Source organism: Vibrio sp. OPT18 (assembly GCF_015163615.1).
Classification (GTDB): domain Bacteria; phylum Pseudomonadota; class Gammaproteobacteria; order Enterobacterales; family Vibrionaceae; genus Vibrio; species Vibrio coralliirubri.
This window is the reverse complement of record NZ_JADDYK010000053.1, coordinates 201,510-226,046: the sequence shown is the minus strand read 5'-3', so window position 1 is coordinate 226,046 and position 24,537 is coordinate 201,510. Positions and strand designations below refer to the sequence as shown.

Below are 24,537 nucleotides of genomic sequence, written 5' to 3'. Positions count from 1 at the left end.
CGGTTCAAGGTGCTATGAAAACGCACCAAGAGTCTTTTGCTTCGATTCTAAATGCATTGGCGGGTTGGCGACTGACTGAAAACAAAAAGCGCTCGAAGATTAGCGATGTGCATTTCTTAGATCCAAGCCTACACGGCAGCCGCATTGTGCCAGAAACGCTCGACACCATGATGTCGGTAGCGAAAGCGAATCGCACTGTTGGTCAGAAGGCAGGTTTGTTGATGGCAAGAGTTCACGGGCTCGATGAAATGAAGCCTTGGAATCATTTGGCAGCAATGCCACCGCTGGGTGACGCTGAATCTAAGATCTACCCATTTGATGAAGCGATCGAAGTGATTAAAACCGCCTTCGCTGAAGTAAATCCAGAGATGGCTGATTTCGTCGCATTAATGGTTGAGAATGGTTGGATTGATGCCGCACCAGCAGCCAATAAACGTCTAGGTGCGTACTGCACTAAATTTGCTGCGACACGCACACCGCTTGTGTTCATGACATGGAGCGGTAGCCGCTCAGATTTAATGACATTGGCACACGAGCTAGGCCATGCGTTCCACAACTGGGTGATGAAAGACATGCCTTTGTGTCAAACACGCTACCCAATGACGCTAGCAGAAACGGCTTCGATCTTTGCTGAAAACATCGTTCGTGACCACTTGTTAAAACAAGCCCAAACACGCAATGAGAAACTTGAAATGCTGTGGGAAGAGCTTTCTTCTTCTTTGGCATTAATGGTGAACATTCCTGTCCGTTTTGAGTTTGAGAAAGCCTTCTACGAGCAGCGTGAAAAAGGTGAGCTAACGGCTCAGCAGCTGTGTGACTTGATGGAAACGACTTGGAAAGAGTGGTACGGCGATGCAATGACAGAAGCCGACCCATACTTCTGGGCGAGCAAGCTGCACTTCAGTATCTCTCAAGTAAGCTTCTACAACTACCCATACCTGTTCGGTTACCTATTCAGTAAAGGTGTTTACGCTCAGCGTGATGCGAAAGGCGAGCAATTCTATGGTGATTACGTGTCGTTGCTTCGTGATACAGGCAGTATGATGGCGGAAGAAGTGGTTCAAAAGCACCTTGGTATGGACCTGACTCAAGCGGATTTTTGGCAACAAAGTATCGACATGGTCAAAGTTCAAATTGATGAATTTGAAAGATTGCTCGATCAGGAAGATTAATTGATCTCAATCGGTTCATGGCAGGTAAGAGCTGTGTTAGCTTACGTGGCTCTTATCTTGCCGATATGACCTGAGACAACCAAAAGCTGCTCTAAATAGAGAAAGTTATTTGGAACAGATGTCGGTTAGTAAAATCAGCAGGTAATACAAAAATATATGGGTAGTATTTGTGAGTGATAACGGAGTTTCTATTGATAAGTGCGATCCTAGCAACACAATTTCTATGTACAATTTATTAACATACGGCCGTGCAATTAAGGAGTAGCGCATGACGAAGACCCTCTTTCGCCAATCATTTCTTTTTGACAGCCTAGATCTTGAGCAAGAAGTGGTTGCAGGACAGACCGTACTGAGTAACGGTGTTCAAATTAAGCTTCATCAACGCGGTGTATTGGAAGTGATTCCCGCAGAGTACAATACTGAAACCAAGAACATCATCTTTTCAACCGGTGTTCATGGCGATGAAACTTCACCAATGGAGCTGATTGATAAGCTCATTGAGGATATTGAAACAGGCTTCCAAGTAGTGACAGCAAGATGTTTGTTCATCATTGCTCACCCAGAAGCAACCAACGCGCATACTCGTTTTCTTGATGTGAATATGAACCGTCTGTTTGATGAAAAACAGCACGAAAGCAATCGAGAAGTGGATATCGCGAAGAACCTTAAGTACTTGGTTACTGAGTTTTACAAAGAAACGGTACCTGCCACTCGTTGGCACTTAGATTTGCACTGTGCGATCCGTTTATCTAAGCATTACTCGTTCGCCGTAAGCCCTAAGGTTCGCCACGAAGTACGCAACAAGGAGCTTTTCGATTTCATCAACAGTGCTCACGTTGAAGCTGTGTTGCTGTCGAATGCACCAACCAGCACCTTCAGTTGGTACAGTGCTGAAAACTTTGAAGCGCAAGCACTGACAATGGAGCTAGGGCAGGTTGCAAGAATTGGTGAGAACCAACTTGATAAGCTAACGGCCTTCGATTTGGCAATGCGTAATCTGATTGCTGAAATAGAACCAGAGCATTTGCCGAAGAAAACCATTACATATCGCGTAAGCCGAACCATTGTTCGTTTGCACGATGACTTTGATTTCATGTTCTCTGATGACGTTGAGAACTTTACGGCGTTCAAGCACGGTGAAGTGTTTGGTCATGATGGTGATAAGCCATTGATGGCGAAGAATGAAAACGAAGCGGTGGTATTCCCAAATCGTAACGTGGCTATCGGTCAACGAGCGGCCTTAATGGTGTGCGAAGTTGAAACACGATTCGACCACGGTCAGCTTGTGTACGATTAATACCTAGTCGAACTAGAACGGCCAAAACAACCGCTCAACTGGTTGAAATATCAAGGTTCACATTACGGTGTGAGCCTTGAGTTTATTTAGGGATACAGGTAAGGTTACGCGAACAATTTCAAAGTAGCTTGATATGGATTTCCAACAACTTCTTCACCAAAAACAGCGCAAATGGACCCGAGCCATTTATCTGATGGCAGCACTGCTTGTCGCGCTGAGTGCGATTTACCTAATGGTTGGCGATCTTTTCATTTCCCCTCTGGGCACATTGTCCACGTTAGAACAAAAACTACTGATTGATTTACGCTTACCTCGATTATTGGCGGCTATTGCCATCGGGGCAGGGTTAGTTGTATCTGGCGCAAGCTTACAAGTCTTATTGGGTAACGTATTAGCAGAGCCAGGTGTGCTCGGCATTTCAGGTGGCGCAAGTTTGGCGATGGTTATCGTGCTGTTCTTCTTGCCGTTTGCTCCGACTCCAGAAGTGTTCATGATTGCCGCCGTTTTAGGCTCGCTCTGTTTCACTGTGATACTGGTGAGCATGGTAAAAACGATGCGACTCACCACGGCTAAATTACTGCTGGTGGGTGTCGCATTAGGCATTCTTTCTGGCGCGATGGTGACATGGGCGTTCTACTTTAGTGATGACTTAAGCCTACGCTTATTGATGTATTGGCTGATGGGCAGCTTGGGTGGTGTAACTTGGTATCAACACTCGCTCACGTTAGTGATGATCCCCGTGATTATTTGGCTGTGTCTACAAGGTAGCAAGCTAGACAAACTAATGATTGGCGAAACGCATGCCGCGCAACTGGGTGTGAACGTTCCGAGATTACGTTGGCGTCTAATCTTTGCTGTGTCTATTTTAGTCGGCTGCGCAGTTGCCTTAGGTGGCGTGATCAGCTTTGTTGGCTTGGTTGTACCACACTTATTGCGTTTAGCGATTGGTACCGACAACCGATACCTTCTTCCTTTGTCTGCCGTGGCTGGTGCAGCACTGCTGGTGTTTGCTGATATTTGCGCGCGTACATTACTCGATTCTGCAGAATTACCTTTGGGTGTGATGACCACCAGTATCGGTGCGCCTATCTTCATTTGGATGTTAATTAAAAATCATGATTCAAATTAAGAGCCTGAGCGTCGGCGCTCGTTTATTACCACTATCATTTGGACTCAAGCAAGGGCAGGTGACTCACGTTATCGGTCCGAATGGCAGCGGAAAAAGTACCTTACTCGAATCGATATCTGGCATTGGTGATGGTTACAAAGGCGATATAAAGATCGACGGGCAGGATTTGTCTGAACTGTCTTTACAAGATTTATCATTGCATCGTGCTTACTTGTGCCAAAGCGCAAGACCGGCTTTCAACTTGGAAGTGTTCCAGTACCTTGCGTTGTCATTGCCAAGTTCATCGCATGGCCTTGATGCTGAAATCAACGCAGCTTTAGAAGAAATCAGCCAGATGCTAGACATTGCAGACAAACTTCATCGTTCAATTCAGACACTGTCTGGTGGTGAATGGCAACGCGTTCGTTTGGCGGGAATGTGCCTGCAAATTTGGCCGACACTTAACCCATACGCGAAGCTGCTGATCCTCGACGAACCCGCAGCTCCACTGGATATTGCTCAAGAAGCCTTGTTGTACAAGCTCATCGAGCGAGTGGCAGAGAAGGGGATTGCCGTGATCATGGCAAACCACGACCTGAACCGTACCTTAAGACACGCAGACCAAGTGTTGCTGCTTGATAAAGGCGTACTTCAAGCATCTGGCACAGCTGCAGAAGTGCTTACTCCAGAACAACTAGAGTCCGTGTTCAACACCGAAGTCAAAAGTATCTCAGTCGATAATCAAACCTATCTTTTGTTTGGTTAAAAGACTAATTGGTTAAGCCGGTTATTGAGTTCAAGGCGAGTTAGTAAAGGAAGCAAACATGTTTAGATACATCCAAAGAAGAAGAATCAAAAAGGTGATTAAGTCATTGTCTGCAAAGGTGGTGAAGAGCTACGGAAGCCGTGATTTCTTCTCTATTGGGCAGGTTGAAACAAGTTCTCGTGAGTTGAGTAAACGCCAACAACAGATTGCTTTAGCCTTGTTTGCGGATCCACAAGATCTTGCTGTTGAATTAGCTCCAACTATTCAGTTGCTGCGTAATGATGTGTCTAATGACTTCTTTGACGGAGAAGACTACACCGCGCGAGATGTACTTAATCTATTGGGTGGCGGCGGTTGGAAGGGCGGTCGTATGGACGACGACATGTCACATCGCATGGGCATGCATAGCCGTTATTAAAGCTCTACCAAGCTCCCTCTATTTAAATCAACTTCGCATAAAAGCACCTTTATCTAATGTGACTCGTCAAAACCGTTATTTTGACAACAAACCCTCTACTTTCGCGTCAATGCGATATCCTGAACAGCCCGTTCATACGTTTCTCACCTCTAGTCTCTCAGGTTCTTAGCCAGTTCCCGTGTTCGATTTCTTGAATAAACTTCATAGTCTTCAGATGTATAAGATAATTTCCCCTTCGTATTACCTTTGATGAATATCAATCAGCCTTATTGACTAAATAATCCTTCCTTCCTCGACCATGCTCAAATTGATTGATATGCATTTGCTTTATTAATGTTCGAGCCAAGTAACGGTTAATAGCAAATTGAGGTGCTTACTCAATCAAACAAGTGGATAGGTAAACAAGCGAAGATCATTTTGTCTTGTTAATGGGAAATGTGACGTCTTTAAGTGGAAATGTTATGAGAATCGGAATAGAGAAAACGGCTTTAGCCATCGCTTTGTCTGTGGCTTGTGGTGGTGCTATGGCACATGGATTTATATCGCTGAACGATGATGGCAACATCATAAGTCGTGTCGCCTTGTGTCACTTAGAAGATTCTGAAGGTCAGGCGAAGAACATGGACTGTGGCGACATACAGTATGAGCCACAAAGTGTGGAAGGCTTTGACGGCTTCCCTGAAGATGGCCCTGCTGATGGTTACATTGCCAGTGCTGAAATATTAATGGCAAGAAACCTAGATGAACAAACTTCAGAGCGCTGGCAGAAACGCCCAATCGAAGCGGGCTCTCAAGAGTTTGAATGGACATTTAGAGCCAACCATATTGCGGCTGGTTTTAAATATTACATTACGAAAGAAGGTTGGGACCAAAATTCACCATTAGCTCGCTCAGAGTTTGACTTAAATCCCTTTTGTGAAGTTGATGCTCATGGAGAGATGACACAAAACACGGCGACTCACACCTGTAACGTGCCAGAGAGAGAAGGCTATCACGTGATTCTGGCTGTGTGGGATGTGGGCGACACCGACAAGGCTTTCTATAACGCTATTGATGTGGTGTTTGATGGCGATGATTCTCAACTTCCGGGTTGGGAAAAAGCAGGTCAGATAATTCCTACGATTAATTTGAAAGAAGGCGACGCGGTATATACGCGCGTGTTTGATGGATCTGGTGAAAACTCAGCGCTCAGTACTCGTATCGAGATTGCGAATAGTGAGGATGGCCAACCAAAGAACTGGTCTAAGGCATTAGCAACCAAAGTTAATGAAGAGCGCAATAACATTAAGTCTGGCGTGTTGAGTGAAAATGGTTTTGCACCTATTTACGGTGTGAACCCAATATATGTGAATTCTGACAGCGGTATTCAACGTGTGGAAATAGGCTACGATGTTGAGGTGCCAGAACCCGATACGTCACTGACGGTTGAAGGTCTGGATTCAGAATACGTGATCGGAGAACAAGCAACCGTACTCGATCTATCATTGGTAGCCGAGGGCGATGCCCAAGCTGAACTCACCGTGTATAACCATGCTCGAGAGTCTTTAGCATACTGGAGTGGGGAGGTTGAAGATAACTCGTCAGAATCGGTATCATTACCTTTGTCTAAATCAGAGGCTGGTCATCATATGTTGGTAGTGAGTGTCAAAAACAGCGAAGGTAAATTGGTAGGCCAACAAATGATGGATTTCCATTTAGTTGATGCCAATGCGCCACCGCCTGAACATGATTATGTCTACCCAGAAGGCTTTGGTAACTATGTTGATGGCGACGTCGTTTTATTTGAAGGCGAAGGTGTTTATCAATGTTACGGCCCATGGGCAGCAGAATGTAACAATGAAGCGTACCTTCCAGGCGTGGCAGCAGATCCAAATTGGGTTGAGCAACAATGGAAAAAGTTAGATTAATTACGAGTTAATCGAACTCACTTAGCTGTATATTAAATCTCTAGATGCAAAAGCGGCTTAATCATCAAGCCGCTTTTTTATTCACTTTGGATAATGTTGCGCCAATCAAGACGGAATACTGAGATCCAATAATTCGAAGCAACATCATCTATCGACAACGCATTTCTTTGAGTTGTGTGACTCTGATTCCTATCAATATAAAACCCGCTGTCATTGATAAAATTGACGTATATATTTTTCGTTGTTCTTCAAACAAAAACTATAAACCCTTGAAGTGCAATTTTGATTGGTAAGTGACCAGTTAATGTTGTGTGCAGGGTAAAATAATAGAGAGTGGGAAAGTGACAACAATAAATAATAATATTCTAAAAGTAGCAGTAGGTATGGCTATGCTATCGAGTGTGCCTTCGGTGGCAAATGCTCATGGCTGGTCTGAGTTTCCAAGTGCGCGTCAGAACACGTGTTACGAGCAAGGCGGGATTTGGTCGGGTACACCACCTAATGCTGCGTGTGCTCAAGCAAAAGACATTTCGGGTTCATACCCATTTGTTCAACGTAACGAATACGCTAAAAATGTTCAGGATTTCAATAATATCAATGCTGTAAAAGCGGCGATTCCTGACGGCACGTTATGTTATGCCAATGATTCGCAAAAACGCGGTATGGGTGCGCCTCATACTGGTTGGACTCGTACCGAGCTAAATACTGGTACGTTTGAATATGTATTCAATGCGACTGCGCCACATAACCCTTCTTTCTGGGAGTTCTACCTAACGAAACCAAACGCAGACCTAAGCAAAGGCCTAGCGTGGGGAGACTTAGATCTTATCCAAGAAGAGGGTAACGTTCCGGTTAATGGCGGCAAGTACCGCATTAATGTCACTATTCCTTCAGACCGTTCTGGCGATGCGATTCTATTCGTTCGCTGGCAACGTGATGATGCTGCGGGCGAAGGCTTCTACAACTGTTCAGACATCACTATCGCGGGTGGTACAACCCCTCCACCAGAGCCGGGTCCAGAGCCTGATCTAGTGCGTGGTGATTTGTTTGTTTCAGACCAATTTGGAACGCCAGAAATTGGTGACACCGTTAAGTACGACATCATCAACAAGTATGGTGAAGTAGCGCGTAGCTTCGACATCGTCATCGACGCTTCAAACGTTAACGATTGGGCTCGCTTGTTGGCTTCAGAGATTAACGGCTGGCATGAAGAGTTTAAAGATGGCGCGATTTTCATTGGTGACTGGCACGCTGAAATGCAGCACTACATGTATTTCCAAAACGATCCTTCACGTAACTTCTTCAACTCAAAAGATAGCCGTGCTTCTGGTCAGTTAACGCTGATTGATGGTGGCGACGGTGGTGTTGAACCACTGAAAGGTGACATCTACGAGCTAGTGAAGAGTGACAATGTAGTGAATGCTGGCGACAAAGTTGTGATTGCAACAAGCGAAGCGGCAAATCTAACTCAGACACAAGGCTCTTCAGTAAGCATTCAAAATAACGGCACGGCTTCTATCGTAGTTGATACCACTGGCATCACTGCAAACGAAACTCTATCGTTTATGGCTAGCTCGATTGAAAGCGACAGTGTTGAAACATTCACGTTCGAAGTGATTGCTGATGACGGTGGCGTAACACCAGACCCAGATCCAACGCCAGACCCAGATCCAACGCCGGATCCTGATCCGACTCCTGACCCAGACGAAGGCTCGTGGGACTCATCAGCGACTTACCTTGGTGGCGAAGTCGTGACTTACTCGAACCAGTCATGGAAAGCACAATGGTGGGTTCAAGGTGGTACAAACCCTAAAGCGACCTACGAAAATGACAAATGGGGCGTTTGGCGTCCAGCCAACTAATCTTAACTATCGTTAGTTCAATAGCTTTAAAGTAATAACCAAGACACCACACTTTTTGACGAGTGTGGTGTCTTTTCTTATGGGAAAGATAAACAAGTCGACCGTGAAGGTAATTGGGTTTAGGGTAGAGCTTTGTTATACCTGAATGTCCGAGAACTTCGAATATTCACGGTTTAGTAATATTTTGCGCATTAGATAGAAAAGACTTTTTGATGAAAAAATCACAGATACTCGCCAATACAATCAAGAATCAGATAGAGCAAAACATCTGGTTGAGTGGTGAGAAGATCCCATCAATTAGAGATGCGTGTAAGCGCTATAAACTCAGTATCGAGACGGTATTACAAGCCTATCAGCAACTTGAAGACCAAGGCTATGTGCGCTCAAAGCCTAAGTCTGGCTATTTCGTGTTACCGCGTAGAAATGTATTCACCTCAGAACACACGCAACAAAAAGCCATCAAGCCGTATCCTGTTAAAATCAGTGACCTGCTATACGATGTACTTCAACGAGCCAAAGACCCTAGCATCATTCCACTTAGCTCGGCATTCCCTGATCCCGCCTTGTTTCCCCATCAAGCACTGTCACGCAGCTTAGCTAATGCCAGCCGCCAAATGCCCGACAACAGCATGCTCACCAATTTACCTCCAGGCAGTGAAACACTTCGCAGGCAAATTGCCCAACGCTATCAAGTTCAAGGTTTAAACGTACTGCCAGACGACATTGTGATTACTTCTGGGGCGATGGAGGCACTTAACTTATGCCTGCAATCCTGTACCGAACCGGGTGACTTAGTCGCGATAGAGTACCCAGCGTTTTACGGTGTGTTACAGACCATAGAAAGGCTAAACCTCACTGCTGTTGAGATTCCAACAGACCCGACAACAGGGATTGATTTAGATGTGTTGGAGTCGGTGTTCGCTTCAATGGACATCAAAGCGTGCTGGTTTATGACAGAGTCGCAAAACCCAGTAGGCTATTCGATGAGTGATGGAAACAAGCAGCGATTGGCCGAGTTGGTGAACCAACATAAGATCTCGATGATTGAAGACGATGTGTATCGAGAGCTTCACTTCGGTAATCAAAGCTCATTGCCTGCTAAAGCGTATGACACTGACGAGCAGATCATGCTTTGTGGTTCGTTTTCCAAATCATTGTCACCGGGCTTTCGAATCGGTTGGGTAGTGGCACGTAAACAAGCGTTAAAGATTCAGCGGTTACAGCACTTATCAACACTTTCCAGCAGTATTCCTATTCAGCTCGGTTTGTCTCACTACCTTACGTTTTATAGCTATGACAACCATCTTAAAAAGCTTCGTAAACTTTTGAATGAAAGGAAGAAGGCACATATTGCATTGTTAGAATCTAGCTTACCTTCAAGTGCGATGGTGCATAAAAGCCAAGGTGGCTACTTCATTTGGATTGAACTGCCTCACTCTGTTTGTGTTGAGAAGTTGTATGAACTAGCCCTTGAACAAAACATCTCTGTCGCACCGGGAATCATATTCAGCAGTGACAAAAAGTTCTCTCATCACATTCGTCTTAACTGTTCGTACGCTTGTGACGACAAAATAGCAGAAGCCATTCAAACATTAGGCGGCTTGATTCAGACAATGGAATTGCAAGCCAATAGTTGCAGCTAAACTCTGACCAGTCGTTCGTCTAATAAGTAAATCTGTTCTGTTTTTTAATAATCAATCTGTTCTAGTTTAGTTCGTGAAAACTGTGCTGAAATACGCTCCAATTCTTAATATGAAAGCCATCATTATGATGTTTGGAGCTTAAATGTTTGATGTAGTTGAATTGTCGCGTTTACAGTTTGCGCTAACCGCTATGTTCCACTTTCTTTTCGTCCCTCTGACTATCGGTATGTCGTGCTTGCTGGCGATCATGGAGTCGATCTATGTACTCACCGGTAAAAAAATCTATCAGGACATGACCCGCTTCTGGGGCAAACTGTTCGGCATTAACTTTGCCTTGGGTGTCACGACCGGTTTAACCATGGAATTCCAGTTTGGCACCAACTGGTCTTATTATTCTCACTATGTCGGCGATATTTTCGGTGCACCTTTAGCCATCGAAGCGCTTGTCGCGTTCTTCCTAGAATCTACTTTTGTCGGATTGTTCTTCTTTGGTTGGGAAAGGCTATCGAAACGCCAACACCTTGTGGTGACTTGGCTGGTGGCTCTGGGTTCGAGCTTCTCTGCACTGTGGATTTTGGTTGCCAATGGTTGGATGCAAAACCCAATCGGCTCAGAGTTCAATTACCAAACCATGCGTATGGAGATGACCAGTTTTGCAGAAGTGGTGCTTAACCCTGTCGCACAAGTTAAATTTCTGCATACAGTGGCCTCGGCGTATACCTGTGGCTCGATGTTTATCCTTGGCGTGAGTTCTTACTATTTGCTTAAAGGTCGTGACGTTGCTTTTGCAAAACGTTCTTTTGCTGTCGCAGCTTCGTTCGGCATTGCTTCTATTATCTCGGTGATCGTATTAGGTGATGAGTCGGGCTATGAACTGGGTGACGTTCAAAAAGTGAAACTCGCGGCGATTGAAGCGGAATGGCACACAGAACCCGCACCTGCGGCATTTACCTTGTTCGGATTACCAAACCAAGAGGAAGGCAAAACCGACTTCGCGGTAAAAATCCCTTATGTGATGGGAATTATTGCGACGCGATCTTTGGATGAGCAAGTAACGGGCCTTCATGACCTACGCGACCAGCACCTCGTCCGCATTCGGAACGGAATCATCGCTTATGAATTGCTGGAGCGTTTACGAGCAGGTGATACCTCTTATGAGACGGAACAAGCGTTTGATCAAACCAAGCACGATCTCGGCTATGGCTTATTGCTCAAGCGTTATACCCATACCGTAACCGATGCGACTGAACAGCAAATCCAACAAGCGGCTGATGATTCAATCCCAACTGTCTGGCCACTTTTCTGGTCATTCCGAATCATGGTGGGCTGTGGCTTCATTATGTTGTTTGTCTTTGGTGCGGCCTTCCTGCAAACCTACCGTAAAAACATTACTCAAAAGCCTTGGCTACTGAAAGCGGCACTATGGTCAATTCCATTACCTTGGATTGCCATTGAAGCTGGCTGGTTTGTTGCGGAATATGGCCGTCAGCCTTGGGCAGTAGGTGAAATCCTTCCTGTGACGGTCGCGGCTTCTTCTCAAACCGTTGAAAACCTGCTTACGTCTCTTGCTCTCATTATCAGCCTGTATACCGTATTCATCATTGTTGAAAGTTACTTGATGATTACCGTTGCTAAAAAAGGCCCAAGCAGTTTAAAAACGGGTCGCTATTACTATGAACAAAATACAACTTCACTTGAAGCCAAATTGGCACAACAAGTTCAACAATAAGGTGATTGACTTATGTTCGAATATGACACATTGCGTTTAATTTGGTGGGTTCTGATTGGTGTACTGCTGATTGGTTTTATGATCACCGATGGTTTTGATATGGGAGTGGGGGCGTTGTTACCGTTTATTGGTAAAACGAACGCTGAGAGACGAGTCATGATCAACTCCATCGCGCCTCATTGGGACGGCAACCAAGTATGGTTAATTACCGCAGGTGGTGCGTTGTTTGCAGCTTGGCCTTTGGTTTATGCGACATCGTTTTCAAGCCTTTATGTAGCGATGTATTTGGTGCTTATCTCATTGTGGTTGCGTCCTTTGGCGCTTGAGTATCGAGCAAAGATCGACAGCGATCAGTGGCGACAAGTATGTGACTTAGCAATCTCTTTCTCAGGCTTCTTCCCACCTATCTTGTTTGGCGTCGCGTTTGGCAATTTGATGCAAGGCTTACCTTTTACGCTCAATAGCTTCTTGATGGTTGAGTACCATGGTTCGTTTATCGATTTAATTAACCCATTTGCGCTTTTGTGTGGTCTAGTCGGGTTATTGATGGCGCTGTTACAAGGCAGTGCTTGGCTTATGATGAAAACCACAGACGCAGTGTACAAAAAGGCAAGAACGGTGACGCAGGCGAGTGCGGTACTTGTCGCTTTCCTTATGGTGGTTGGCTGTATGGCGATTAACCATAGTGAGGGGTATGCGATAGTCAGTGCGATGGATCATAGCTCGGCTTCGAATCCTTTAAATAAAGAAGTCGTCACACAAGCAGGTGCTTGGTTAACCAACTTCGATACGTACCCTTGGATGTGGTTCGCACCGCTCGGCAGCGTTAGCATTCCATTATTGGCTTTGATTGGCGCAAGGTTAAAATGGGATGCGATTGCTTTTATCAGTTCAAGTCTGACTAACGCTTGTATCATCTTAACGGCTGGTTTCTCGATGTTCCCGTTCATTATCCCGTCTAGCGTTAACCCGAGTCATAGCCTAACGTTGTGGGATTCAACTTCCAGTGAACTGACCTTGAACATCATGACGGGTGTGGCGTTTGTGATGGTGCCAATCATCCTGTGTTATACAGCGTTCAGTTACCGGACCATGTTTGGTCGACTCGATAGCGAGTATGTCGAACGTAATGGCCATTCACTGTATTAAGGAGTTTCTCATGTGGTATTTTGTTTGGATATTAGGCTTATTCCTAGCCTCAGCATTTGCAGTGTTGAATGTCATCAGCCTAGAGAAAAGTGACTCAGAAACGGAGTCTTAATCGCTGAGCAAGCTCTGTAAGAAGATGAGAGTGATATAGAAAACAAGAGCTATATAAGAAGACCAGAAGCGTGAGCTTCTGGTCTTCTTTATGAGCCTTCCTAAATTACGTAAGGTTTGGTTCTTTCTTCGTGGTACAAGATGGTAAGACTTAAATCGAGTGAGCTGCATTCTTTTAAGTACACCTATATCTCTACTCTATATCAGAGTTAATCAAAACAATTTTTCCTAACCTATTGTTAAATATTTACTATTTGTTAGTGTGTTTAGGTGCACATTGAAGATGTGTTTCATATTTAGCGAAGAAATATTAGGAGTTGCGATGAGTATTATAGTGAGACGGTCTGAGCCGTCAGATGCGAAGGGAATAAAAGAAATTTACGAATGCACTAATGCTTATACCGGTACGCTGCAACTCCCAAATCCATCTCTGGAAAGCTGGCAAAAACGAATCTCTAATATGCCTGACAACGTGTACTCGTATGTCGCGATGATCGACGATGAGATTGTTGGCAACTTGGGAATGGAAGTGTGTGTGAACCCAAGAAGACGACATGTTGCTTCATTTGGTATGGGTGTTAAAGACGATGTGTTAGGCAAAGGTGTGGGTAGTCAACTGCTCGCAACAGCAATCGATCTGTGTGATAACTGGATTAACATCAAGCGAATGGAGTTAACGGTGTACACCGATAATGAAAGAGCGATCAGCCTGTATAAGAAGTTCGGTTTCGTGATTGAAGGAGAGTCCGCAGGGTTCGCTTTCAGAAATGGCGAATATGTGGCGGCTTATCACATGGCGCGACTGGTATAGAGCTAAGGTTCGATTGAAAGATAATAAAACGCCACGTTATTTAAACGTGGCGTTTGCTATTCAAGTTAGCTGAAGCTTTTAACCGCTTCAGTCTTAACCTTACTTAAGCCGTTAGTGGCTCAAGGTTCGCAGGGCGGTAGTGTACTGATTTTAGTACTTTACCTTGGCGAACCGTCTTGCCTTCAGATACGAAATCTTCCGCACACTTAGCGATGATGTATTCACCTTTTTGAACCGCCATCAGCTTGATGTTCTGCTCAGCATAGAAAGCTTCTGTTTCAGCGTATTCAGTTTCGTTGCGACATACTTTGCTCATGTTGCTTGAGTGTACTTCGTCCCAGCAAGGTAAGAAGTCAATTGAGCGGTTTTTAGAAACATTCAACAGTAGGTCGATCAGGTAGCTGATTGCTAGGTTGTCTTCAACCTTAGCTTGACCAAGGTGAACCAAGCGTCCCATCAAAACATAAACGCTGTCTACAATAGCGTCCGCTTGTTCGATTTTAGAGTCAGCTTCTGCAAGTTCTGTTAGTTCTTCGATCGCTAGAGAGGTATGTAGCGTATCGCCTTTTTCGTCCATTGTTTCAGGAGCAGCAACAGGCAGATCAAAAGTACTGCGGAACTCTTCAATGTCGCGGTAAAGGTGATCGTAGATTTCTTGGCTTAGTTGAGAAAGGTTCATTTTCCTATCCATTCTGTTTCGTTAATGGATTATTTTACCAAAGCTAGGAATAGGGTGCTAACGCAAAGTCGAAGAAGTCGACTTTTATTCATTGGACCAATGAGGTATTTTGCATACAAACTAATTGATTATTATGTTTTTTTACACTTTACTCTTCTTAATATACCAAATATTAATGTTGCCATTAACTTCGGCAGCAGCGGAATCCCATTTATGAACCAAGCCAGTGAAAGCGAAATTGTTATACGCCGCTTGTATCAAATCACCAATGATTATCGAAAGGGCTTCGATATTCAGATCGCTCAGCTGCTTATTATGGGGCTTGAACGCTTCAACCTTGATATTGGTATCTTATCGAAAGTCGATGGCAATGCTTACGTTGTTGAACATTGTGTTACGCCTGAAGGGGTAGAACTCAATAGCGGTGACACCTTCGATTATCGTTCAACCTATTGCGAAATTACTTGTAAATCGATTGGTCCTATCTGTATTGAGCATTGTGGCAAGCATGATAAGTATGCGAAGCACCCTGCTTACCAGTCTTTTGGTTTGGAGTCTTATATTGGGGTTCCCATTTTCGTTAATGATGAGCTTTATGGCACCTTAAACTTTTCAAGCCCAGCCCCTTATCATCGAGAGTTCAAAGAGTTCGATGTCGACGTGATGAGACTAATGGCATCATGGATCGAAGTGGAGCTGGTTAGAAGGCAGCAAGAACGAAAACTCAAAGAGTTGAATGAGAAATTGGAGTATCAAGCTCTGTATGATCCTTTGACACATTTGCCAAATAGACGTTGCTTGTTCAAAACATTGAATGCAGAAGTGGAGCAGTTAAAAGGATCTTTAGGAAAGGGAACCTTGGCCGTTGTCGATATCGACTTCTTTAAACAGGTCAACGACACCTACGGCCACCAAATGGGTGATGTTGTATTAAAGAAAGTGGCGAACGTGCTAAGCAATAACACTCAAGAGGGTGAGTTTGTGGCGCGTTTTGGTGGTGAAGAGTTCATTCTTTGGTATCCAAATAAAACACCAAGTTGTGTTGAAGATAAGTTCATGACTCTTTTGCAAGAGATGAAGAAAATCACACTGGATAGAAAGCCTGTCACTATATCAATCGGTGCGTGTCATTTTGAGTTGAGTACAGGGGATACCAAAGGAGAAAGGATGTCGGCGTTAGATAAGCTAATCAAAGTTGCCGATGAATGTCTGTACATTGCAAAACAAAATGGACGAGATCAGTTTATTTCTCGTCCATATCATCAAGAGCGCTCAGGAATATGAGCCATCATGTTAGCGATTAACTGAACTATTAACTGAACAGGTAAGGGAACAGTTTACGGCGTTCTTCTGGCGTTAAAGACTCGACTCTCGCGATGTTAGTATCAGGAATCGCTTCAGGGTTTGGGTAGTGCTTTAACACCTTTTCCATACTCGCTTCACGAATCAAATGGTAAACCGGGTATGGAGAGCGGTTTGTTAGGTTTTCATCGTCTTCAGGATCCGCACCACCAAAACAATAGTCTGGGTGGAAGGTTGCTACTTGGTAAACGCCTTCCCAATCTTCTTGCTTGATCAGCGCTTCAATCCAATCAATGAACATGTTGTAGTCGAAAAAATCTTGCAGCATGTTAGGCACAACCACCAAAGTTGTCTCCAACTCGGCGACTGGTGTGTTATCTAACTCTACGAAATGCGTCATGATGTCTTCCAACAACGCTTCTTCCGTATTCGCTTCACTCACAAAGATCTTAATCTGTTTATTACGTTGTGGCTTGGCTGCGAATGGACACAGGTTTAGGCCAATAACGACATCGTCTAACCATTGTTTAACTTGGTCGTGGATGGTTTGAAGATCTGTGCTTTGAGTGTTCGACATAACAGGTTCCGAAATGAAATTTTGCGTAGGATATCAGAACGGACGTTAATCAAAAGCAATAATTGAGTTACAAACTCAGTCGTAGTTATGCTTGTGCGAGTTTGGACGTCGATACTTGTAGCTGTTTCAACTGGTAGACCCATGCAAATATCGCGACATAGAAGATTGAACCGCCTGCAATCACGCCATTCCAACCGAACAGTTGCCAGCAATATAAGAGTAAGAAACCACCTAAACTGCCGCCGATGTAGTAGTGGACTAAGTAAAGTGCCGTTGCTGTCGCTTTCGCGCTCGGTGCTTTTTGACTCACCCAAGAGTAGGCAAGAGTGTGGGCGAAGAATGCACCGCCACTAATCAATAACAAGCCCGCTAACATGAACGGGACTTTATCGACCGCAGAAACCAGCATTCCAATTAAGCTAATGCACACGCCCATCAATATTCCGTTTAACGGATCGAAACGAAGTGTCCATTTGTTGGAGAGCTTAGAACTCACCGTTCCGGCCAAGTAACATAAGAATATCAGCGAAGCTAAACCCACAGGCACCGAGTGAGGTGCGGATACTAGCCTAAAGCCCATTACCGAATACAGGTTAACGAACAGGGCAAAGTTAGCGCCACCAATCAACATCGCGAGCCAAAGTGTTCGGTTTCTTAAGTGCATGATTACAGATCGGTTATGGTGAAAGAAAAGTCCTTTCTGTGGTTTGAAGTTTTGTTGGTCAGGCAGGCTATACGCAATATAGAGTGCGCCAAGCAAAGAGCCGACAACGAAAAACAAAACCGTTGCGTGCCAATCGAAATAATCCGTAATCAAGCCACCCAATACACGCCCGAAGATACCGCCTAGTGAGTTAGCCGCAATATAACCACCAATCGCGACTGCGAATGCTTTGGGTGATAATTCTTCCACCATGTAGGCAACCGCCACACCCGCAAAAGCAGCGACCGCAACTCCCATGAATGCTCTAGCAATAACAAGCTGTAGTAGGGTGGTTGTGAACACCATGCTCAATCCAATCAAAGGAATAGCGAACAGACTGAACAGAACGATGGGTTTTCGCCCAAAGGTTTCAGAAGCGATTGCCCAAGGCACTAAACTAATGGAGAGCCCAAGTGTTGTTGCAGCAAACAGCCAGTTGATTTGAGTTTCAGATACTTGGAAGTGCTCCGCCATGTGCGGCAAGATTGGCTGAAAGAGGTAAAGGTTACAGAAAATGATAAACGAGCCAATCGCCAATGATTGGGTGATGCGTTTGTATTGAGGACTGCCTTTATCAAACATTTACGTTGTGCCTGCACGAGTTAGTAAGCTATTTGTGAACAAGTTATCAGCACAAGTGTGATTAAAGAAATATATTAAAAATATCACCTCTATATACTTAATATATCGCCATGCTTGAATCAAAACCACTTCGACATTTTCTGGCTGTTGCGCAGTTTGGTAACTTCACTCAGGCCGCCAAAGCGCTGCATATCGCACAGCCTGCATTGAGTATCTCCATTAAAAAACTCGAACAAACACTTGAGTTGATTCTATTCCGTCGCGGAGATAAATCCGTCACCTTAACGGAAGAGGGAAAGGTATTGTTTGAGCATGCCAAGAGAATCGCACAGCAGTTCGACGATGCTCAGCTTGCGATGAATGAGCTAAAGGGACTGGAAAAGGGAGAAGTGCGATTAGGCGCTCCAAGCATGATGGGCAGTTATTTTTTTCCCCAAGTCGTGATGGCATTTAAAAGCCAGTACCCAAACCTAAAGTTGACTCTGATTGATGCTGGCACCGCTTCTATTCGTGAAATGTTGTTAAACGGCGAACTCGATATTGGCGTAATCAACCATGAAAACGTGCCTGATGATCTTGAAACTGACCACCTGTTAAGCTCAGAAATGTTAGCTGTAGTTGGCAAAGATCACCCACTCGCAACGCAACCATCCATCACCTTTGAAGAGTTTTTTGCTCAAGAGCTGATCATGTTCAAATCGGGCTACTTCCACCGCGACTTTATCGATGCGACTTGTAAGAAGTACAACCTCGATATGACCATCGCCTTCGAAACCAATTTATTGCCAATGATTCTTTCTATCGTGAAGCGAGAGTTTGCCATTACTGCGCTGCTTAGCTTAGTTACAGAATACGAGGAAGATGTGGTAGGCGTCCCATTTAAAGACTCTGTGAAACTGAACCTATCTTTGGCGTGGAGAAAGGAAGGGTACCTGTCTAAGGCAGACCGAACCTTTATCGATTTCGTTAAGCGGTATGTGTAGCTAATTTTATATTTGGGTAATTAATCTGAACTAAGATCTCACTATTACCCTGATTATGCGAGTCATATCACGATTTATTGTGTTTATATTAAGTGTTTATAATTTACTAAGCGTACAGCATATTTAATAATTCCTATTCATTATGGGTATGGTGTTCTGTTGGTATGAAATGTGAATGTAAAGAGCAAAATCTGGTTAGGATTCATAGAACGTTGTTGGATCGTTTCTTTGGTATAAAAGGAAGATACCAGTGTGTGAACTGCGGTGTGATTTTTAAAATTAAAGGTAAATGACCGCGCTCTAAGAAAAAATGCGGTTGGAATAGAGATATAAGGCTTGTGTTAAGCTGACCAAATCGTCTCTGGGTAGGCTAACGTTGATTTCTTCGCTTCCACTTTAAATGTCTGTGGATTGTAACCACTTGATTAATGACAGTTATTGTTTTTTGATCAAAGTTACCAGTGATGGTTATATTATTCTGTGGAAAATGTGTGCTCTACAATATGGTTAACGAAGAGGAGCTAAGAGATATTAACTGTCTCTAAGTTAATCAATTCGGTAACCCTAGCCCCATGAAGTGTAAGTGCAAAGAACGCAGACTTATTAGAGTCCGCAGAACATCCGTCGACAAAGTCCTTGGTATAAAAGAGAAGTACAGATGCGCTTCTTGCAGCGGTCTTCTTAAAGTGAAAGGGTAGCGCTGAAAAAGACCTTGGTTGCCGATACCCAAAACACAAAGCCCGAACATCCTAGGTTGGACATTCGGGCTTTGTTTGTAGAAATATAAGTCTCTTAAATCACGTTAAGTGTTCTTTGAGTTATACATCTTATCGAAGTTCTTTTGATTCCAGCCGACCATCACTTGATCGCCGATCTTAAGCACGGGGATAGAGCGAGCACCCATCGCTTGTAATTCTTTACGACCACGCTGCATCTTTGCATTCGTCAGGCGGTAAACAATTTTCTTAGAGTCTAAATACCTTTGGGCATCTTTACAGTGCGGGCATTTGTCTGCGACGTACAATACAACACGTTTCATTTTTTCATTCTCTTGGTGAATCTCGCTAAAGTGTAACGAATCCTAGGTGATTAGAAAAGTGTGATCAGTTACACTATGCGGCTCAATTTTCAAGACCACAACGTATTGTCGTGGTGTAACTTGTACGGTCTTTCAGCATGCATCCTTCTTTACGCTATATACAAGGCTATCCTAAGCACATTCTTGATCCTGTGACTCAACTTGTTGAGTCGGGTAAATTGGTGCCGTGGTTTGAAGCTCGCTACCCAAAGAATCATGAAATCAAAAGCGAGAAAGCCCTGTTTGACTATGCGATTGAGATAAAAAATCGCTACATGAAAAAAACACCACCGATCAGCAAAGTGATTTACGACGGCAAGATACACCTAATCAACAATGCGTTAGGTCTTCATTCTTACGTTGCGAAGAATCACGGTGGAAAGATCAAATCAAAGAATGAAATTCGTATCGCCAGTGTTTTTAAAAATGCACCAGAACCTTTGCTAAGAATGCTGGTGGTACACGAACTGGCGCATATCAAAGAGAAAGAGCACGACAAAGCCTTTTACCAACTATGCTGTCACATGGAACCGGAATATCATCAACTTGAGTTGGATGCCCGTTTATTCATGATGTATTTAGATTTAAAGAAGTAGCCCAATGAGCCAATCACAAAATAGAACGACGCTAAGCCTGTCGAAAAACAGTACTTCATCAGCAAAAACAAAAGATAACCAAGCTAAAGAAGGCAGCGACAAGCGTATTTCTACAAAGAACACATCTGATAAAAGCCGCAAGAATAGTGCACCGAAAGGTGCGGGCAGTAACAAAGCAAAGCGACCTTTTGCAAAAGACAGCAAAGGGAAGCAGGGTGCGAATAAAGGATCGTCGAATAAGGGTTCTTTCAATAAAACGGCTTTTAACAAGAACGCAGCTCAGAAAAGACGCTCGGCTGAAAAAACTCAAGGTGGATTACACCCAAGAAACCAGCACACTGGTCGTTACGACTTCGAGTTATTGGTTGCAGCTTTGCCTGAGCTAAAAGAGCACCTGATCAAGAATCCAGTGGGCGAAGACACCATTAATTTCTCTGATCCATTAGCCGTTAAGCTACTCAACAAAGCTTTGTTGGCGCATCACTATGGCGTTAAACATTGGGATATTCCTGCTGGTTACTTGTGCCCGCCAATTCCTGGTCGTGCAGACTACATTCACAGAGTGGCTGACATCCTTAATAGCGATGGCCAAGGTGAACCCTATAACCACGCGTCTGTGAAAGCATTAGATATTGGTGTTGGTGCAAACTGTATCTACCCAATTATTGGTGCGACAGAGTATAAGTGGCGCTGCACGGGAACTGATGTCGATTCAGTCTCCATTAAAACAGCGAACTTCATTGCGGAAAGTAACCCTAATCTAAAAGGTAAGATCCGAGCTCGCCTACAAGCCGACTCTGAATCCATCTTTAAGGGCGTGATTAAGGATAATGAACGTTACGATGTCACTATTTGTAACCCTCCATTCCACAGCTCTCTTGAAGAAGCGGAAAAGGGGTCACAACGTAAACTGGATAACCTAGCGGCGAACCGTGCTAAGAAAGCCGGTCAGTCGTTCAAGCCAGAAACGAATAAGATGCCAGTTAAGTTAGATAAATCAACTAAGCACGATAAACCAACCCTAAACTTTGGTGGTCAAAAAGCCGAGCTTTGGTGCCCGGGTGGTGAAGCCGCTTTCATTATGAAAATGGCAAGAGAGAGCCAGCTTTTTGCTACTCAAGTTTTGTGGTTTACGACATTGATCTCTAAGAAAGATAACGTCGATATGGTTCGTTCAGAACTGGGCAAGCTGCGAGCGAAACAAGTAAAAGTCGTCGAGATGTCACAAGGCCAGAAGGTAAGTCGCTTTATCGCATGGACCTTTATGGACGACGAGCAAAGACAAGAGTGGATTGCGCTTAAATAGCCGCTGTACTTAGTTAAGATATTAAGCAGAAATACGGACGGGCTTGTTGTTAACGCAACAAGCCCGTTTTTTGTGTTTTGCCTATACGCTAAGCAGAAAGCAACTCATCTAACTTGCTCTGATATTTCTGCTCTAGAGCTCTGTTGCCTGCTTTATTTTCGAGATCGACCAAGATTTTAAGCGATGGAATTTGATAGCCATAACGCTGGTGGAATTTAAATAAACGGAGTCGAGCGTCATTGTAATCGGCGTCACTCACTTCAATTTTTGATAATTGTAGTATCGATTTTACGCGGTTTGGATCGTGGTCAATCGCTCTGTTGAAGTAGTACTTCGCTTGGTCTGTATTGCCAGCCTTAAATGCACAAAACGCGGCGTTTTCATAACTTGCAGACACCAAGTAATAGTAAGGTTGGTCGATTGCGCGATTGAAGTACTTATCGGCTTGTTCGTATTCGCCTTGTTTACACAAGAAGGTACCGTAGTTGTTCAATACATTACCGTTTCTTGAATCAAGACTGAGAGCTTTGCGGTAAGTGGTTCTCGCTTCGTCTACTTCGCCCACTTGTTCGTAGTAATGCGCCATTGAAAGCCGAGCACGGTAGTAGCTAGGTGCGTGTTTAATCGCGAGTTCAAGGTTTTCACGCGCTCTCACCATATTGCCTTGTCCCATATAGCCCAAACCTAATTCGATTCGAGATTCAGACATCGCGATAGGATCACTTTCAATCTTTGGTGGTCCTTCAGTGACAGAGACGCAACCGACCAACGAAAGCGAGGCGAGTAGTACCACATTTGATAACGAAAGGCGGCGGGATAACGAAATCGGATTTGAGAATGACGGCTTGGCAGGCATGTGAAGCTCCTTATGAACATCAACCCATCATATGAAATCAAACCCATTGAAGTGGTAAATCTATTATGGAATGCGACCCACACACCATAAAAAAACCGCGTCCAATTCGTCGTTTTATCAACAACATACTGAACACGGCTTATGTGTTTGTGAATCGGAAGAAAGAACTTAATCGTCTTTGGTAAAGTTGTCTTCGCTGAAGTGATCCAGATCGTAAGGCGTTTGTTGGTAAACACAGTAGTTTAGCCAATTTGAGAACAGCAAGTGCCCGTGGCTACGCCAGCTTGCAACTGGTTTGTTGTCTGGATTGTTGTTCGGGTAGTAGTTGATTGGAATCACAGGCTCCATGCCTTCACCCAAATCACGAATGTATTCATTGTGAAGTGTATGAGAGTCGTACTCAGGGTGACCGGTGACAAACACGTTTCGCTTATCTTTGGTCGCCGCTAGGTATACGCCTGCAACATCCGAAGTCGCAAGAACATCAAGGTCTGTATGCTCCGCTAAGTACTCTTGAGAGAAGTCCGCATAGCGAGAGTGCGGAGCCAAGAATGTATCGTCGAAGCCACGTAAAATAGGGTGGTATGGGTTATGAATCTCGTGATTATAAACACCAGACAGCTTCTCTTTACGAGTGCGTTTTGGCAAATCATACAATAACTTCAAACCAGCCTGAGCCGCCCAACACACGTATAGAGTTGAAGTAACGTGCTTGTTTGCCCATTCCATGATGGTTTTCAGATGGTCCCAGTAGATCACATCTTCAAATTGAACCAAGCCAAGCGGCGCACCAGTGATGATCAATCCATCAAAGTTTCTTCCTTTGACCATTTCAAATTGGCGATAAAAGTTATCAAGGTGTTCAGTCGGTGTGTTTTTACTTGGTCGGTCATCAATGCGCAACAGCTCTACATCCACTTGCAATGGGCTGTTTGATAGTAGGCGTAAAAATTGAGTTTCAGTTTCAATCTTTTTCGGCATTAGGTTGAGGATCAAGACTCGAAGTGGACGAATTTCCTGTGTCGATGCTCTTGATAACGGCATAACGAAGATGTTTTCTTCACGAAGAACATCGGATGCTGGCAATTGGTCTGGAATGCGAATAGGCACAGCTTTCTCCCTAAGCTAGATATGTAGACGTCTATACATCTAAATCTATAGTAGTTTGATACGCTTGTCGATATGCAAAATGGATAGATGTAAATTATTTGTGTTTTCTATCAGAAGCAATCCACGCGCTTCGAGGGGAGTCTTATAGTATTCAGTGATTATCGGAGTCTCGTGTAAGTAGTTGGTTTTCGTATGCTGAGCAAAGTCAGTTATCAGAGAAACTCGTTACTATTTACGATAAACTTACGTTTTCGAATTAGCCTGTAAAGTGACAGATGAAGTTAATACTCATTCGAGGGTTGCCCGGTTCTGGCAAATCAACAAAAGCAAAAACCTACGATGCATTGCATGTCGAAGCCGATATGTATTATGTGAATGAGCAAGGTGAGTACCATTTTGATCCTAGGCAGCTGCAACAAGCTCATGAGTGGTGTCAAAAGACAGTTGAAAACGGCTTAAAGCAAGGGCTTAATGTGGTTGTTTCGAATACCTTTATTAAGCACTGGGAAATGAAAGCCTACCGCCAACTTGCACTCAAATACAAAGCGGATTTGGTTATAGAAGTGTGCCGAGAGCAATATGGCACGATTCACGACATTGAACCTTCAGTCATTAAGCGTATGGCGAAAGATTGGCAAGAGTAGCCTCGTGTTTTTCCAGCTTAGCTGAATGGCAAATAGATTTAAATTAATAGAACAACTCCAAGGTAACGATTGAAATGGCAAAGCGCTCTGTTGTGGTCGACATGACTTCTTATGGTATCTATTCCACATGGGATTCCAAATCTAAAGA

The 24,537-nt window shown here is 44.1% G+C and carries 23 protein-coding genes and 1 pseudogene; 18 read left to right on the top strand and 6 right to left on the bottom strand.

The window, feature by feature from the left end:
- The 12 genes from IQQ51_RS27125 to IQQ51_RS14275 form a co-directional block, all read left to right on the top strand.
- Positions 1-1,172, top strand: a 1,172-nt coding sequence (locus IQQ51_RS27125; RefSeq protein ID WP_228012865.1) for a M3 family metallopeptidase, incomplete at its 5' end; no start/stop codon positions are given.
- A 268-nt stretch (positions 1,173-1,440) separates the two neighbouring features.
- The gene (locus IQQ51_RS14325) at positions 1,441-2,469 is read left to right on the top strand and encodes a succinylglutamate desuccinylase (RefSeq protein WP_050621475.1); all 1,029 of its coding nucleotides are present in this window, start codon (positions 1,441-1,443) and stop codon (positions 2,467-2,469) included.
- Positions 2,470-2,602: 133 nt separating this feature from the next.
- The gene (gene btuC / locus IQQ51_RS14320; RefSeq protein WP_193841419.1) at positions 2,603-3,598 is read left to right on the top strand and encodes a vitamin B12 ABC transporter permease BtuC; all 996 of its coding nucleotides are present in this window, start codon (positions 2,603-2,605) and stop codon (positions 3,596-3,598) included.
- Positions 3,585-4,343: a vitamin B12 ABC transporter ATP-binding protein BtuD gene (gene btuD, locus IQQ51_RS14315; RefSeq protein WP_048617263.1), complete on the top strand. Its 759-nt coding sequence runs from the start codon at positions 3,585-3,587 to the stop codon at positions 4,341-4,343. Before btuC ends, btuD begins: the two co-directional genes overlap by 14 nt.
- A 58-nt stretch (positions 4,344-4,401) precedes the next feature.
- The gene (locus IQQ51_RS14310) at positions 4,402-4,761 is read left to right on the top strand and encodes a DUF6559 family protein (protein ID WP_193841418.1); all 360 of its coding nucleotides are present in this window, start codon (positions 4,402-4,404) and stop codon (positions 4,759-4,761) included.
- A 461-nt stretch (positions 4,762-5,222) separates the two neighbouring features.
- Positions 5,223-6,668, top strand: a complete 1,446-nt coding sequence (gbpA, locus tag IQQ51_RS14305; RefSeq protein WP_193841417.1) for an N-acetylglucosamine-binding protein GbpA — start codon at positions 5,223-5,225, stop codon at positions 6,666-6,668.
- Positions 6,669-7,057: 389 nt separating this feature from the next.
- On the top strand, positions 7,058-8,530 hold the full coding sequence (locus IQQ51_RS14300; protein ID WP_193841440.1) for a lytic polysaccharide monooxygenase: 1,473 nt from the start codon (positions 7,058-7,060) through the stop codon (positions 8,528-8,530).
- 212 nt (positions 8,531-8,742) lie between these two features.
- Complete coding sequence (locus tag IQQ51_RS14295) at positions 8,743-10,173, top strand: PLP-dependent aminotransferase family protein (protein WP_193841416.1); 1,431 nt, start codon at positions 8,743-8,745, stop codon at positions 10,171-10,173.
- 142 nt (positions 10,174-10,315) lie between these two features.
- Positions 10,316-11,902 carry a cytochrome ubiquinol oxidase subunit I gene (locus IQQ51_RS14290; RefSeq protein WP_193841415.1) on the top strand — a complete coding sequence of 529 codons (1,587 nt, stop codon included), beginning with the start codon at positions 10,316-10,318 and terminating at the stop codon, positions 11,900-11,902.
- 12 nt (positions 11,903-11,914) lie between these two features.
- The gene (cydB, locus tag IQQ51_RS14285; RefSeq protein WP_193841414.1) at positions 11,915-13,051 is read left to right on the top strand and encodes a cytochrome d ubiquinol oxidase subunit II; all 1,137 of its coding nucleotides are present in this window, start codon (positions 11,915-11,917) and stop codon (positions 13,049-13,051) included.
- 10 nt (positions 13,052-13,061) lie between these two features.
- Complete coding sequence (gene cydX, locus IQQ51_RS14280; RefSeq protein ID WP_017083482.1) at positions 13,062-13,163, top strand: cytochrome bd-I oxidase subunit CydX; 102 nt, start codon at positions 13,062-13,064, stop codon at positions 13,161-13,163.
- A 321-nt stretch (positions 13,164-13,484) separates the two neighbouring features.
- Positions 13,485-13,973 carry a GNAT family N-acetyltransferase gene (locus tag IQQ51_RS14275; protein ID WP_050052538.1) on the top strand — a complete coding sequence of 163 codons (489 nt, stop codon included), beginning with the start codon at positions 13,485-13,487 and terminating at the stop codon, positions 13,971-13,973.
- Between the two features lie 103 nt (positions 13,974-14,076).
- Here the strand turns inward: IQQ51_RS14275 and IQQ51_RS14270 are convergent, their stop codons facing one another.
- Positions 14,077-14,652 carry a nucleoside triphosphate pyrophosphohydrolase family protein gene (locus tag IQQ51_RS14270; protein ID WP_017059167.1) on the bottom strand — a complete coding sequence of 192 codons (576 nt, stop codon included), beginning with the start codon at positions 14,650-14,652 and terminating at the stop codon, positions 14,077-14,079.
- Between the two features lie 213 nt (positions 14,653-14,865).
- On the opposite strand from IQQ51_RS14270, the gene IQQ51_RS14265 reads away from it, so the two are divergent.
- Positions 14,866-15,936 (top strand): diguanylate cyclase domain-containing protein, encoded by a 1,071-nt coding sequence (locus IQQ51_RS14265; RefSeq protein ID WP_048611898.1) that lies wholly within the window; start codon positions 14,866-14,868, stop codon positions 15,934-15,936.
- Positions 15,937-15,964: 28 nt separating this feature from the next.
- Here IQQ51_RS14265 and IQQ51_RS14260 read toward each other — a convergent pair whose 3' ends face one another.
- Entirely contained in the window at positions 15,965-16,531 is a 567-nt protein-coding gene (locus tag IQQ51_RS14260) for a DUF1415 domain-containing protein (protein ID WP_017096948.1), read from the bottom strand.
- 85 nt (positions 16,532-16,616) lie between these two features.
- The gene (locus IQQ51_RS14255) at positions 16,617-17,816 is read right to left on the bottom strand and encodes an MFS transporter (RefSeq protein ID WP_193841413.1); all 1,200 of its coding nucleotides are present in this window, start codon (positions 17,814-17,816) and stop codon (positions 16,617-16,619) included.
- 110 nt (positions 17,817-17,926) lie between these two features.
- Here IQQ51_RS14255 and IQQ51_RS14250 point away from each other — a divergent pair, with 110 nt between their 5' ends.
- The gene (locus IQQ51_RS14250) at positions 17,927-18,799 is read left to right on the top strand and encodes a LysR family transcriptional regulator (RefSeq protein WP_193841412.1); all 873 of its coding nucleotides are present in this window, start codon (positions 17,927-17,929) and stop codon (positions 18,797-18,799) included.
- 802 nt (positions 18,800-19,601) lie between these two features.
- On the opposite strand, the gene IQQ51_RS14245 is transcribed toward IQQ51_RS14250, so the two are convergent.
- Positions 19,602-19,838, bottom strand: a complete 237-nt coding sequence (locus tag IQQ51_RS14245; protein ID WP_016786183.1) for a glutaredoxin family protein — start codon at positions 19,836-19,838, stop codon at positions 19,602-19,604.
- A gap of 137 nt (positions 19,839-19,975) precedes the next feature.
- On the opposite strand from IQQ51_RS14245, the gene IQQ51_RS14240 reads away from it, so the two are divergent.
- Together IQQ51_RS14240 and rlmF are read left to right on the top strand one after the other, a co-directional pair.
- Positions 19,976-20,473, top strand: coding sequence for a YgjP-like metallopeptidase domain-containing protein (locus IQQ51_RS14240; protein ID WP_004734935.1), 498 nt, complete (start codon positions 19,976-19,978; stop codon positions 20,471-20,473).
- A 4-nt stretch (positions 20,474-20,477) separates the two neighbouring features.
- Entirely contained in the window at positions 20,478-21,779 is a 1,302-nt protein-coding gene (gene rlmF / locus IQQ51_RS14235; RefSeq protein ID WP_193841411.1) for a 23S rRNA (adenine(1618)-N(6))-methyltransferase RlmF, read from the top strand.
- Between the two features lie 88 nt (positions 21,780-21,867).
- On the opposite strand, the gene pilW is transcribed toward rlmF, so the two are convergent.
- Together pilW and metA are read right to left on the bottom strand one after the other, a co-directional pair.
- On the bottom strand, positions 21,868-22,635 hold the full coding sequence (gene pilW, locus IQQ51_RS14230; protein ID WP_193841410.1) for a type IV pilus biogenesis/stability protein PilW: 768 nt from the start codon (positions 22,633-22,635) through the stop codon (positions 21,868-21,870).
- 168 nt (positions 22,636-22,803) lie between these two features.
- Complete coding sequence (metA, locus tag IQQ51_RS14225) at positions 22,804-23,745, bottom strand: homoserine O-acetyltransferase MetA (RefSeq protein ID WP_017059174.1); 942 nt, start codon at positions 23,743-23,745, stop codon at positions 22,804-22,806.
- A gap of 275 nt (positions 23,746-24,020) precedes the next feature.
- Here metA and IQQ51_RS14220 point away from each other — a divergent pair, with 275 nt between their 5' ends.
- Both IQQ51_RS14220 and IQQ51_RS27120 read left to right on the top strand, forming a co-directional pair.
- Entirely contained in the window at positions 24,021-24,389 is a 369-nt protein-coding gene (locus tag IQQ51_RS14220) for an AAA family ATPase (RefSeq protein WP_193841409.1), read from the top strand.
- 74 nt (positions 24,390-24,463) lie between these two features.
- Positions 24,464-24,537 (top strand): annotated as a pseudogene (locus IQQ51_RS27120) (DUF3859 domain-containing protein); the annotation flags it as partial.

Coding starts and splice junctions, on each gene's coding strand:
- IQQ51_RS14275 (WP_050052538.1), top strand. CDS start 13,485: ATGAGTATTATAGTGAGACGGTCTGAGCCGTCAGATGCGAAGGGAATA.
- IQQ51_RS14270 (WP_017059167.1), bottom strand. CDS start 14,652: ATGAACCTTTCTCAACTAAGCCAAGAAATCTACGATCACCTTTACCGC.
- IQQ51_RS14310 (WP_193841418.1), top strand. CDS start 4,402: ATGTTTAGATACATCCAAAGAAGAAGAATCAAAAAGGTGATTAAGTCA.
- IQQ51_RS14250 (WP_193841412.1), top strand. CDS start 17,927: ATGCTTGAATCAAAACCACTTCGACATTTTCTGGCTGTTGCGCAGTTT.
- btuC (WP_193841419.1), top strand. CDS start 2,603: ATGGATTTCCAACAACTTCTTCACCAAAAACAGCGCAAATGGACCCGA.
- IQQ51_RS14295 (WP_193841416.1), top strand. CDS start 8,743: ATGAAAAAATCACAGATACTCGCCAATACAATCAAGAATCAGATAGAG.
- IQQ51_RS14300 (WP_193841440.1), top strand. CDS start 7,058: ATGCTATCGAGTGTGCCTTCGGTGGCAAATGCTCATGGCTGGTCTGAG.
- IQQ51_RS14325 (WP_050621475.1), top strand. CDS start 1,441: ATGACGAAGACCCTCTTTCGCCAATCATTTCTTTTTGACAGCCTAGAT.
- IQQ51_RS14255 (WP_193841413.1), bottom strand. CDS start 17,816: ATGTTTGATAAAGGCAGTCCTCAATACAAACGCATCACCCAATCATTG.
- btuD (WP_048617263.1), top strand. CDS start 3,585: ATGATTCAAATTAAGAGCCTGAGCGTCGGCGCTCGTTTATTACCACTA.
- IQQ51_RS14290 (WP_193841415.1), top strand. CDS start 10,316: ATGTTTGATGTAGTTGAATTGTCGCGTTTACAGTTTGCGCTAACCGCT.
- IQQ51_RS14245 (WP_016786183.1), bottom strand. CDS start 19,838: ATGAAACGTGTTGTATTGTACGTCGCAGACAAATGCCCGCACTGTAAA.
- gbpA (WP_193841417.1), top strand. CDS start 5,223: ATGAGAATCGGAATAGAGAAAACGGCTTTAGCCATCGCTTTGTCTGTG.
- cydB (WP_193841414.1), top strand. CDS start 11,915: ATGTTCGAATATGACACATTGCGTTTAATTTGGTGGGTTCTGATTGGT.
- IQQ51_RS14220 (WP_193841409.1), top strand. CDS start 24,021: ATGAAGTTAATACTCATTCGAGGGTTGCCCGGTTCTGGCAAATCAACA.
- IQQ51_RS14265 (WP_048611898.1), top strand. CDS start 14,866: ATGAACCAAGCCAGTGAAAGCGAAATTGTTATACGCCGCTTGTATCAA.
- rlmF (WP_193841411.1), top strand. CDS start 20,478: ATGAGCCAATCACAAAATAGAACGACGCTAAGCCTGTCGAAAAACAGT.
- IQQ51_RS14240 (WP_004734935.1), top strand. CDS start 19,976: ATGCATCCTTCTTTACGCTATATACAAGGCTATCCTAAGCACATTCTT.
- cydX (WP_017083482.1), top strand. CDS start 13,062: ATGTGGTATTTTGTTTGGATATTAGGCTTATTCCTAGCCTCAGCATTT.
- pilW (WP_193841410.1), bottom strand. CDS start 22,635: ATGCCTGCCAAGCCGTCATTCTCAAATCCGATTTCGTTATCCCGCCGC.
- IQQ51_RS14260 (WP_017096948.1), bottom strand. CDS start 16,531: ATGTCGAACACTCAAAGCACAGATCTTCAAACCATCCACGACCAAGTT.